This window comes from Bacillus cereus group sp. N11 (assembly GCF_016483605.1).
GTDB classification, from domain to species: Bacteria; Bacillota; Bacilli; order Bacillales; family Bacillaceae_G; genus Bacillus_A; species Bacillus_A toyonensis.
Map to the genome: position 1 here is coordinate 235,842 of NZ_JAEHBN010000009.1, position 12,963 is coordinate 248,804.

The window sequence follows — 12,963 nt, forward strand, 5'->3', positions numbered from 1 at the left end:
TTTAGTTGAGAATTCTCTACTTATTAATCCCTTTATTTATATAATATGTTTTAAAATTAAGTGGTGAGTAATTCGTATATTCTCCGTAAAAGGTAACCTGGTATCCTTTATTATCTTAGATAATATATTGTGATAAGTAATTTTCTCTATAAGTAGTATGGTTTTTCGTTTGGAAAATAGTCCCGCCATTTTTATTTCCTATATCTATAGGTAATCTCCTAGGGATTCGAAACGCAACAATACGATTAAAAATCTCCTTATTAATAGAAACAATCCGTTCATTATCTCCCTTTGTATCAACTGTTAAATAATAACGTCCACGTATATCATCATATTCAAGATATTTCTCGCATGCGCTATTTCCGCAACACGTAACCCTGTGGTAGCGAGTACTGAAAATAACGCATAGTTAATTTCGTTATTCTTATAGTAATTTAACAGCAGTTTTACTTCCTCATAGGATAACTCACGCTTTGGTTTATATTGTTTATTCACCGTCTCATAATGACGAAAGGGAAGTGAATGATGCATTTTTAAAGAGGCAAAAACAAACACTTCAAACTTCGCACGAAATACCGTTTTTACGAACAATTATACACTTATATAAAACTCTAATACAGTATTTAGGGGGTTTGAGCTCAATTACATTAATCTTAGTGTATTGATATGTGCCTATATAATTCATACTTTATATAAAAATTATTAAATGCTGAGTTACTCATTAATAATTTTTATAGGAAATTACATTTTAATTTATAAGATTTTTTCTTATGTTAATCTAATTAACTCCTCATAATCATGATTTAAATAACCAATTCATATTTGATAACAACTTTTTAACTGTTTCCACATATTGATTTTTGTGTGAAAAATCCTTTATTTTATCTATATTTACATGTGATTTTTATACTAGTTTTATAATGTAATTTTAATTTATCATTTGGTTATCTATCATTTTCAATAGAATGATTATACTATTCTTATTCAATTTCAGTTGAATTCTAGCAACCATAATTTAATTATGTAAATAAGTTTGTGTAAAAATTGAATTTTACGCGAACTTGTGTTCGTATGTTTTTTCTGTTATAGTATATATGAGGAGATTTTTATGGATTACAGCAAGCAACGTCAAAAATCCGTACATCGTAAGAAATTATACGAAAATCTAAATGAAATGCCCTTTTACATAGAAGAATTTGTGGAGTACAAAGAATTGCATGAAGCCTCTCCCTCCACCCTACTGAATTATGTATATGATTTTAGAGTCTTCTTTAATTGGTTATTATCTGAACAAATTATTGAATTGAAACCTATTAAAGACATATCCTTCTCTGATTTGGAAAATTTAAAGAAAAAAGATGTTGAAAATTTTATGAGATTTTTAAAACTACAACAAAACATGCAGAATTCCTCTGTTAACAGAAAAATTTCAGCCTTAAAATCATTATTTAAGTATCTTACCTCCCTATCAGAGAATGAAGATGGAGAATGTTATTTTTATAGAAATGTAATGGCTAAAATAGAAATACATAAAGATAAAGAAACATTAAATGCTCGTGCAAAACGTATGAGATCTAAGATATTTCATAATAATGACGATCAAGAATTTTTGAATTACATTAAGTACGAACATGAAAAATCTTTAACAAAACATCAGTGGTTCTATTTCCTAAGAGATAAAAATCGTGATGTGGCTATCCTTTCCCTTTTTCTTGGTAGTGGTATTCGTGTAAGTGAATTGGCCGATCTTCGTATGGAAGATATAAACTTAAAAGAAAGACTAATCGATGTGATCCGAAAAGGAAATAAAGAAGATTCAGTATGGATTACCCCCATTGCGTTGAATGATATTGAAAAGTATATGGAAATTAGAGATAACAAATACGCTCCAGGGAAAGAATTAAAAAATGTGTTTTTATCGATGTATAAACCTACTGCACAGCCTCTTTCGGTTAGAGCTATCCAAGATATAGTAGAAAAATATACGAAGGCCTATGGAAAAAGAATGTCTCCCCATAAATTAAGACATACACTGGCAAATAAATTATATATGGAAGAAAAAGACTCATTACAAGTGATGCAACAACTTGGGCATACCAGTCAAGATACAACTTTGTTATACACTCAACTTGGAGAAACAACTATTAAAGATAGTTTGGGGATAATTAGAAAAAATAAAGAATAAAAGTTCAGCGACATCTAATTGCTGAACTTTTATTCTTTTCTCATTCACCTTAATTATTACTATGTATTATTCTCATCATTTAATATTTATCAAATTTATTAGTATCAATTTGAATAAGCTTCATTTAAAAGCAAAAACAATGTTTAAATAAAATTACGTCTAAATTGAACATACATACAGCCACAATTTGCTGTTTTCTAAGCTCAAAGTTTACCTATCCAATAAGTGGAAATAATATAACTATAAAACATTGGATGGAGGATTTATAGTGACGAATAATGAGAATTACAGTGGAATATTACCCCATAATGCCGAATCTTATTGGACGAGCAGTATTCAATTACCAGAATACCCTTCCTTAGAAAATGACATGCAGGTCGATGTTATTATAGTAGGAGGAGGAATTACTGGCATTACTTCTGCCTATCTTTTAGTAAATGAAGGTCTAAAAGTCGCTGTTATAGAGGCAGACAAGTTATTAAATGGAACGACTGGACATACGACAGCTAAAATTACGGCTCAACATGACATGATTTATGACGAGCTTATCAGATATACCGGAAAAACTACCGCAAGATTGTATTATGAAGCAAACATAGATGCTTTAAAATTCATTCAAACCACAATTAATAAACATCACATTGATTGCGATTTTACTCAACAAGATGCTTATTTGTATGCCACAACAGAAGAATATGCATTTAAGTTAGAAAAAGAAGCAGAAGCTTATAATGAACTTCGTATTGAAGGCGAACTTGTAAACAAACTTCCTATTGATTTAAAAATACATAATGCACTTGTTATGAGAAATCAAGCACAATTCCATCCCCTTAATTATTTAGCTCATCTTTCAAATATAATTACAGAAAAAGGTGGATACATCTTTGAAAATACCACAGCAGTAAATATAAAAACAGGCGAACAACCTGTAGTTCTTACCCGTGGAGGAGCTCAAATTACAGGAAAGTATATTCTCTCTTGTTCTCATTTCCCTTTTTATGAAGGCGCAGGACTTTACTCTACAAGAATGCATGCAGACCGATCCTATATAATTGCAGCTAAGACAAAAACAGATTATCCAGGTGGTATGTATATTAGTGTAGATGAACCAACCCGCTCTCTCCGTTCTACAACAATTAATGGTGAAAAATTTATTCTTATCTCTGGAGAAAGTCATAAAACGGGACAAGGCGGAGAAACACTAAAACATTATGAAGTACTAGAAATATTCGGTCAACAAGTCTTTGGCCTTGAAAATATCCCCTATCGGTGGTCAGCACAAGATTTAATTACACTAGACAAGATTCCTTATATCGGTGAAATTACCTCCGATCAAAAAAATATATTAATTGCTACTGGATATAGAAAATGGGGTATGACAAACGGAACCGCAGCGGCGCTTTTATTTCGAGACATCATATTAAAAGAAAAAAACAAATATCGGGAATTATATACTCCCTCTCGTTTCCACATGAATCCTAGTTTAAAGAACTTCTTAGTCGAAAATGCCAATGTTGTTGGACACTTAATTAAAGGAAAGTTAGAGATTCCTCAAAAATGTATTCGTGATTTATCTAACGATGAAGGAGCTGTCGTTGATATTGATGGACATAGAAAAGGAGCTTATAAGGATGCAGAAGGTAAACTTCATATTGTAGATACAACTTGTACCCACATTGGATGTGAAGTTGAATGGAACAATGGAGAACGTTCTTGGGATTGCCCATGCCATGGTTCGCGATTCTCGTATACAGGGGAAGTACTTGAAGGGCCTGCTGAAAAACCATTACAAAAGTATGACTATAAAATGATAGATAATCTTACTTCAGAAGACTCTGGTTATTAACTAAATTTAAGTAGCGGTTATGAAAATCGGGGGAAATTATTATTATAATGGCAGCTTTAAAATTATAAAATCATGGAATAAACCCTCAAACAAATTATATGAATAATATATTGAAGTTGCACGAGTCAATAATCTGTTGGGGTACGACAATATTGCTGTAACAAGAAGCATAAGATGGCCATTTTGTCCATCTTATGCTTCTTTTAGTTTACGATAAGCTTTTATTATTTAATTTTACTCATATTCAGTTGCAATCTGGTCCTATTTGTACAATCTATTTATTTTGTGCGATCTTAGCACCTTCATATAATTTATCCGTATAATTTTTAAGGTCTTGCCAATTATCCTTCGCTGTATCCAGATCTGCTCTTATAATCTCATCAAACAGGTCTAGACTAATGTCGTTAACACTGTCAATTAATGATTTATATTTTTTCTCCACTGTCCCCCACTGAGTCTTTATATCCTCAAGAGCAGTAACAGCTGTACCAACTGTTGCAGCCATATGTTCCGTTTTATTTTTGGCATCAGTCAAAATAACTACTTCTGCCTCTGCTCCAGAAATTCTGGACTTTAATTGTTCTATTTCTTGTTGTGCAGATGCGATATTCTTGTCAGTAGTGACAATCAATGGTATACCAATCGGAGGCATAAATACAGATAAAGCTATATAGCCACCACGTTTATCATAGTTTTCTTTAATTGTATTATTACAATTCTCAATTCGTTGTTGTAGAAGCGGAATACCAACGTTCGTACTTTCTAGAATATTCTCCAATTGATGGAAATCTTCTTTGAAATTTCTTGTATTTTCTGCTATTTCACCTTGAAAATTTTTCAATTTTTCTAACAGTACATCTAATTTTTGACTATTGTACAAAATACTATTGTACAAATTTTCTAGTTCATATTTTAATTTCTCTTTATCTTTTTGTTCTATAGCAGTTAGTAAAAGCTTATAACTTGCTTGAAACGTATCATTATAACTTACAATATTCTGATGCGTGTACATAATACGAGTTTTAAAATACATGAACCAAAAGTCAGCATTCTCTATTGCATCCCGTTGATGCTTAATCATGTTTGCTTGTAAATCACCATTTATAGAACTTATTTTACTTAAATCTGTCAGCGGTTGATTACTGATTGTATTAGCATATGAATCCATTGTAAGGATATTTGCCACCATTTGTCCCATTACTTCTTTAAATTCACCAGGACCAAGGGAATAGTTCTTCAAACTTTCTTGCTGTTGGGACACAGTTGGTTCTGCTGCCAAAGTATGAAGTGGAATCACATTACTCGCTGCCATTCCCGTAATGATTGTTGACAAAATAATTTTCTTATATAAATTCTTATTCATCTTTTTCACCTACTCTTTCACATACATCACATGTTTTATTAAATTCATAAGCTTCGATTCTTTACTTCAAATGAATTACGATGATTGCAAATAAAACAACATATTAAAATAGAGATTCTCGTACTTTCTTATTCTATAATTTTTATTAAGTTTCATAACTATATAGGAAGTCTCCTGCTCATACTTGAACAGGAGACTCAGTATATTATATTTTCATTACTTCGGCAATTTCTTGAAGTAATATTATTTTTTATCTTCTACGAATGAAATCTCACTACTTTGAATTTTTTCAGCATACTTTCTAATATCCGCCCAATGATCCTTCGCTGTATCCAGATCTGCTGTTATATCCATAGCAAGGAATTCTGGGTCAACAGCTTTAGCACTCTTAATCAATGAGTCATATTTTGTTCCCATTCCATCCCACGCAGTCTTTATATTTTCAAGAGAAACAATAGCTTTATCAATTGTATCTGTTAAATTTTTAATATCACTTTGCACTATCGTTAACCTAGCTGACTGTAGTTGCGCCATTGAAATATTTTGTGTTAGCGTTATAATTTCTTCTTGTGCCTTGATTATCTGCTGCTGCGATGAAACTACTCCGTATATCCCGCCTCCTAATATAGGTGCACCAATGGGCGCAAAAGGTGAAAGAACTAAATATGCACCAGCAGCAGTTGCAACCGACGATGCAATATAAATTTTGTTATTCTCATCGATTAATGCTTTATTTGTTTCGATTTGTTTCTGAAACAGTGGAATTCCAGCTTCTTGACCAGTTAAAATATTTACGATATCTTCAGAATTCCCTTTTAAATTTTGTGTATCTTTTTCTAATTTGCCGCGAAAGCTTTTTAAATCCTCCACTAATTTGGTCACTTGATCTTTATTCTGTGAAATTTCACCATTCAACTTTGTAAGCAAAGCTGTTAGTTTGACTGGATCATTTTTATATTGTGATAAATAACGAGAATAATTTTGGAATTTTGTATCATAACTGATAATATTTTGATTCGTCGTAACTATCCCTGATTTCAAATTATTTAACCAGTATGTTGCATTTTCTCTAGTAAGATTTTGGTTGGCTTTAATGGATGTTTTTAAATTATCGCCAACTGAAGGTAAACCATCCAAATTAATATTTGCTTGTTTAAGAATAGTTAAGGCATACAGGTCCATTACCAACATATTGGATTTAGTATCCTTCATCGCATGATCAAGCCCTGTTGGTCCAAGGTAATAACTAGGGTATTTAAGGTCTTGATTTGCATAAATAGGTGCTGGTTCCGCTGCCGAAGCATATGATGGCATAATGCCACCCGCTACCATTGTTGCTATTAATGTAGATAAAGCCATTACTTTATAAGGTTTTTTCATCACATTTTTCTCCCCTTACATTATATTACTAAGAATTATTGTTCTGAATTCTACAAATCTCATCCTGTTACTTTTATTTTTGTAACACTCTCTTGATATTCCGTTGTTTGTTTTTTCAGTTCATCCGTAAACTGTTTAAGCTCTTTTAATCGTGCTTGTAATGAATTTGAATCTATTTTTGCATCAGTATTAAGACTTGTCCCCGTTTCAATCATTATGATATTAAATGTGTCCCAACTACTTACTAGATTGTCAAAACTCTGAGTTTGCTTTTTAACTGTTCTTGTAAAGTTATTTAATTGCTGCTCAATAAGTGTCATTTGAGTTGCTTGCACTTCAATATTGGATAAATTTTGTACCAATTGAATTAGTTTCTGTTGCTTCTGAGCAATAGCTTTATTCAGTTCTGTTACTTTATCATTTGTGAGTTGTCCATATTGGTTATAAACCGCTTCCAAATTAGACACGTCTACAGTTTTATCCTTAACTCCGTCTTTCAAAATATTAATAACCGACTTTGTAATATTTAAAGAACCGTCTAGATTTTCTTTTGGTAGAGCTAGAAGTTTTTCAAAATCTTCTTGAATGCCTGCATTAAGTTGTCCCATTTCCGTTCTTAATTTTTCAATGTCTCCGTCGGAACCCTTATAAGATTCAAACGCTTTGCTAACTTTACTAGAAAATTTATTACTATCTTCAACCAATTCGTTTTTAGAATCGTTTAAGTCTTCTGAAGTTATTTTCATATTATACTGAATTTTTTGCACGTCACCTTGAAGTAAGTTAAAAATACGTACAAATAATGCTCTTGCTTCCGCATCTTCATTCATCTTTCCAGATAGTTCAACTAATTTATTGTAGTAATTTGTAAATCTTATTCCGAAACTCTGTATCTCTTGATTTACAACGAATAATTTGTGGTTATTTACATCCAGGCAGTCTCGAACATGGTTTCTTACAGTGCCTTGATCAGTTGTTATTCCATATATAGTACTTACATCAAGATCTGGTTGCTGTAATATGATTAGCCCATATCCTTGAATTAATGGCGTCTGTGATCCTAAGTTCGTAATCGAATTTGATAACCTATCCATAGCAGGTCCAAGTATACTACTTGGTTGTAAATAAGTTGTATTACTTTCTGCATAAGTATTTACAGGTGAGAAGCAACTTGTAGATACTGCTGTAACTAATAACCCTGCGACTAACGCTTTTTTCATGGTGATCCCTCCCATTTATTGGTGCCTTTTGATAAAATAGTTGGACTAAATTTTAATTAATCTGAAATCTAACATTGTAACTAATAATCTATATAGATTATTTTAAAGATGAGTTTTTAGGAATATAAATATAGATTGTAAACATTTGTACATAATGCCCTACTATAAACTTATTTCCTAAGTCATTACATAAAAGGCATATACGAAGATAATCTTGATTTTATATGTCTTAAAATGTAATTAACATCTTGTGCCCTTATTAAAACATCAAATTTTCATTGCGTATATAGTAAAATTTTGTTGATTTTTGTATAATTTTGTCCTTTTTTGTTTTTTTATCTTAATTATTTGATATGTGTACAAATTAAAATACTATCCTTCTAAAATTGCTACGCAACTACATTTCCGTAATTAAAATAATTATAATTTAAGAATGCTGATAAAAAGGTACTTAATTTAATTTAACTAAGTGAATTTTCATTTCTAAAAATTATTTTAGTATAATTTTTCAATACTATTCACTTATTTCTTCCTCTATATGGATATGTAAAATTGCATATCCATATAGAGGGAAGTTAACTATTATATATAATAGTCATAAGTGGTATTTTTCCAAATAACTATTATGTACTACCGCTACATCAATATTAAGTTTCCATAACTTGTTGAAAACGTTAGAGTAACGGAACTTATCCATTACTTCTATAACAATTATGCGTTGGATTCACCAGTCTTGGACAAAAGAATCCGACATGATCTAAAACAACTAAATGCCCCCTATAGAGTCGATGAAACATATATCAAATTAAAAAACCAATAGATGTACCTGTATTTTGTTGCTGATTCAGAAGAAAATACAATTGATTTTTATCTTAGTAAATCAAGATATAAACAAACACTTTTTCGTACATTTCTAAATCTCACGTGATAACAGTCGATAAGAATCTAGCTTATCCTATAGCAATTGAACAGTTGAAAAAAGAAAAAAGCATACCTGTCAGTATGCAACTTAGATAACAAAAATAAATAAGACTATCGTTTTATTAAGTAACGCGTACGCCTTATAATGGGACTCAAATCACTTAAAGTGGGTTGCTTCTGTTCCCCCTGGTGATATTCCAAGTCCTTCATAATTTGAGTTTCCTTTTAATTTAAATATCTTCCAAAACACTTTCGTAAATGTTACAAAATCCATTCAATACATTTTAATAAGAAACTTTTCACATATTAACGTGAAAGATTTATTTAGCAGTTAATTTAATGTCGAATTTATCAGAATTTTGTATTTTTTTGTTGTTTTATCTTGTTATTGATGTTAAACTTATACTTACAAAGAAAGAGATTAAATAGGAAACTTCGCTTTATAAATTTTCTGATTTTTCAGTCTTTGACTGTTTTACTCCACTCCGTTAGATTGGCATGTTTGTGTATTCCTTCTCTACTCTTTCTTTGTTGTACCCTTCATAAGAAAACAATTTGTTCCTATCCAAGTTGTTTTCTTTTTTTTATAGTTCGTTTATTATTTTTATTAATATAGAAAATATTTCGGACTAATCACCACTTAACATTCTAGTTCGCTGTTTGAAGTGGGAGATTGTTAAGTACTGAAACTTATTGGTTTCTAGTTCATTAGGCTATTCCCGTAGTTCCTACGGCCAGGAGACGACTGTCCCCCATCTTTTAATCAATTACTATTTCTTATCACCTATTTAAATAGATACAAAACTTATACACTTTATTTATTAACATGGGTTGTACATTACTCTCTTGTATGATGCCCTCATTATATATCCCTACCAGCATTCATTTCCTATCTAAAATTAATGTTTCTTACATTTAATATTTTAGTGAAGGATCTATTGTTGGAAAAAGATAAAAAAGAACTGAATTTTTTTCAATACTCATTTCCCTTTTCCAAATAACAAGTCTAATCACCGCATAATTCATAGAATTTCCTTTCTATTTTTCAATATATTTACTAAGGGGGAATATGGCATGCTTTTTACAGGGTTCATCATTAATCTATCTATTTTTGCATTCTTAGTTAGTACATCTATTTTTATTCAAGTATTTATAAGTAAAGTAGATTCTAAATCATTTCGTTTATTTTGTGGCATTTACGCAGGTATCATAGCTGCCATTTTAATGATTTTTAATTTTAAGCACATGGGATTGTTTTACGACCTGCGAGTCGTTCCACTAATTATTTCGTTTATTTATTTTGGTCGTACAGCTGGCTGGATTACATTAATGTTTATTTTATTTATGCGTATTTTCTACCTTGGTGGTGATTGGGGACCAGCTTTAATAGCATCTTTAGGAATAGCTATTATATATACTATATTCAAAACATATCTAAAAAATATCCATCCTTTTAAAAGCGTTTTTCTTTATCTAGCTGCTTATCTAGTTATAATTCATGTTGTATTTGGATTCTTTTTTCCTTCTATACCACTTATACTTCTTAACATCCAAGGTACATTTTTTATATCATGCGGACTCTTAATTGGTATTTTTCTTATGGAGTCGTATCAAAAGTTATATGTTTTAACACAAAATTTAGCCAAAGCGAATGAAACATTACTAGAATCAAAGCGAGAATTAAAAGATACCGTACACCAATTGCAAGGAGGTATTTTTAAATTCAAAAAAGTAGGGGGGAATTTTGTCCATACTCTATGTGATGGACAATTATTTTATCAAAACGGGTTTCACTCTCAGCAAGTCGTAGGTAAATGTTTATCTAATATAGATGCTTCAATTATTTCATTTCATTTAATTCCTCGACTATTAAAATATTATCAACAGGCATGGGATGGTGAAGAAGTAACTTTTGAACTACCCTGGCCAAATGATGAGGCTACGATACTTTTCTCTCTTAGACCTGTTAAAAGAGGGGGAACAGTGGTTGAGGTAGTTGGTTCTACTGTTGATATAACGAAAAGAATACATGCGGAAAATGAACTGAAGGTTACAAAAGAGCGACTAGAGTCATTTATTAATCATAATGTGGATGCTATCACTATATTTGATTTAGATGGACACTTGTTACAAGCGAATAAAGCTTATGAGAGAATATTTGGTTGGTCAGAAAAAGAATCTGTAGGAAAAAAATTACCTTGCGTACCTGAATTTTTAATAGATCAAACTTTAGAATATATAAACCACATTAAAAATACCAATATGAATGACCCAATTCTTACCCGTTTTGAAACTGTTAGACAAAGAAAAGATAAAACTCTAATTGATGTAAGCCTGACAATTTCGCCTATTTTAGATTTTAGAGGTAATGTAATTGCTTTATCAGGAATTTGTAGAGACATTTCTGAAAGGAAACAAGCAGAAAGAAAACTGCATCAATTACACCAGCAATTAAGTGACAGTGAAATGAAATACCGTGCACTCATCGAACAAGCAACTGATGCAGTATATGTAGTGGAACTGAATGATAATGAATTACCAACTCGCTTTATCGAAGTAAATCCTGTTGCGTGTAAAAGATTTGGATATAGTAGAGAAGAACTTCTTTCGATGTCATTCCCTAGTAACGTTCCACCAGATTCTCCAATGGTCCAAAGAATCATAGAAAAAATTAGAGAAGGGCAAACATCTTTTACATTACAAGATGAATTTGTTTTTCCTAGAGGAAAAAACCTGACAATTGAATTTTCTGTTCGTGTGTTTAACTTGAATGGCAAAAAAGTTTTCTTAAGCATCTCTCGAGACATCACTGAACGGCTAAAAACAGAGGAATTATTAAGAAAATCGGAGAAACTTGCTGTAGTAGGTCAATTATCCACTGCAATTGCTCATGAAATTAAAAATCCTTTAACAGCAATGAAAGGATTCATACAGTTATTGCAATCACTGGGAAATAAGGATACCGAGCATTACATAGCTATAGTGTTATCAGAGATTGAACGTATAGATAGTATTACTAACGAATTTATGACATTAGCAAAACCTGAGGCATTAGAAATTAAAACTAATGACCTGAATGTATTAATGAAGCAAGTTGTAATTTTACTTGAACCTCAAGCGACAATGAATTGCATACAAATTAAAACTCAGTTTACATCTGATACTTCATTCATACTTTGTGAATGTAATCAATTAAAGCAAGCTTTTATAAATATCTTAAAAAATGCAATTGAGGCAACTTCAATGGGAGGGGAAATCTTGATTCAAATCGAATATGCACCTGATCAAAATCAAGTAAACATTCAATTTACTGATTATGGGTGTGGAATTGAACAGGAACGTATACCTTACCTAGGAGAACCATTCTATAGTCTCAAAGAAAATGGTATCGGTTTAGGATTAATGATCTGTTATAAAATTATTGAGAAGCACCAAGGAAAGATATTTATTGAAAGTGAAGTAGGAAAAGGAACAACAGTCAATATAGATCTACCTATATCTACTCTCTGAGGGTGGATTAAATGAAAGTAAACACAAAAAACACAATTGATTATAAAAACTTAAGAAATCTAAAATTAAGACCCACACATTTTGATCAAACTTTTTTCAAAATGTGTGGGTCTCCTCTATTTATAAAATCAATATTTACAGCAATACTTTGATCAAGCTATAATTCAAACCAACATAACAAGTCTTTTTATCTCATTCGTTGACGAACAAATACAAATCCACCTAAAGCCAATAACAACATTCCAGCAATATATGAAATCATATCCATTGATGTTCCACCTGTTTTAGGAAGCCATACTGATGTCTTAGAATTTTCTTGAGTAGGTGGATTTTTTGAATCTATACTTGGATCTTTTGGATCCGTACTTGGATCTTTTGGATCTGTACTTGGATCTTTTGGATCTGTACTTGGATCTTTTGGATCTGTACTTGGATCTTTTGTATTCGTGATGTCATAACCATGTACCTCTGATTTATATCCATTCACTGGTTGTTCTTTCACTTCATACTTATATGCATTTCCTTCGGCATCATATGC

Annotated in this window: 7 protein-coding genes and 2 pseudogenes; 4 read left to right on the forward strand and 5 right to left on the reverse strand. The window is 31.3% G+C overall.

The window, feature by feature from the left end:
- Positions 1-36: 36 nt before the first annotated feature.
- Positions 37-498 (reverse strand): annotated as a pseudogene (locus JDS98_RS30025) (tyrosine-type recombinase/integrase); the annotation flags it as partial.
- 610 nt (positions 499-1,108) lie between these two features.
- Between JDS98_RS30025 and xerS the strand changes: the two are divergent.
- Entirely contained in the window at positions 1,109-2,185 is a 1,077-nt protein-coding gene (gene xerS, locus JDS98_RS17080; protein WP_199634152.1) for a tyrosine recombinase XerS, read from the forward strand.
- A gap of 268 nt (positions 2,186-2,453) precedes the next feature.
- Positions 2,454-4,031 carry an FAD-dependent oxidoreductase gene (locus JDS98_RS17085; protein ID WP_199634153.1) on the forward strand — a complete coding sequence of 526 codons (1,578 nt, stop codon included), beginning with the start codon at positions 2,454-2,456 and terminating at the stop codon, positions 4,029-4,031.
- A 274-nt stretch (positions 4,032-4,305) separates the two neighbouring features.
- On the opposite strand, the gene nheC is transcribed toward JDS98_RS17085, so the two are convergent.
- From nheC to nheA, 3 genes are all read right to left on the reverse strand, one after another.
- The gene (nheC, locus tag JDS98_RS17090; protein ID WP_199634154.1) at positions 4,306-5,394 is read right to left on the reverse strand and encodes a non-hemolytic enterotoxin subunit C; all 1,089 of its coding nucleotides are present in this window, start codon (positions 5,392-5,394) and stop codon (positions 4,306-4,308) included.
- A 243-nt stretch (positions 5,395-5,637) separates the two neighbouring features.
- Complete coding sequence (gene nheB, locus JDS98_RS17095) at positions 5,638-6,774, reverse strand: non-hemolytic enterotoxin subunit B (RefSeq protein WP_199634155.1); 1,137 nt, start codon at positions 6,772-6,774, stop codon at positions 5,638-5,640.
- A gap of 59 nt (positions 6,775-6,833) precedes the next feature.
- Positions 6,834-7,994 carry a non-hemolytic enterotoxin subunit A gene (nheA, locus tag JDS98_RS17100; RefSeq protein WP_097959529.1) on the reverse strand — a complete coding sequence of 387 codons (1,161 nt, stop codon included), beginning with the start codon at positions 7,992-7,994 and terminating at the stop codon, positions 6,834-6,836.
- 647 nt (positions 7,995-8,641) lie between these two features.
- On the opposite strand from nheA, the pseudogene JDS98_RS30320 reads away from it, so the two are divergent.
- Positions 8,642-9,008, forward strand: a pseudogene (locus JDS98_RS30320) (DDE-type integrase/transposase/recombinase); the annotation flags it as partial.
- Positions 9,009-9,989: 981 nt separating this feature from the next.
- A complete protein-coding gene (locus JDS98_RS17105; RefSeq protein ID WP_199634156.1) occupies positions 9,990-12,425 on the forward strand; it encodes a PAS domain S-box protein in 2,436 nt (811 codons plus the stop codon).
- 187 nt (positions 12,426-12,612) lie between these two features.
- On the opposite strand, the gene JDS98_RS17110 is transcribed toward JDS98_RS17105, so the two are convergent.
- On the reverse strand, positions 12,613-12,963 hold a 351-nt coding region (locus JDS98_RS17110), incomplete at its 5' end, for a Cna B-type domain-containing protein (RefSeq protein ID WP_199634157.1).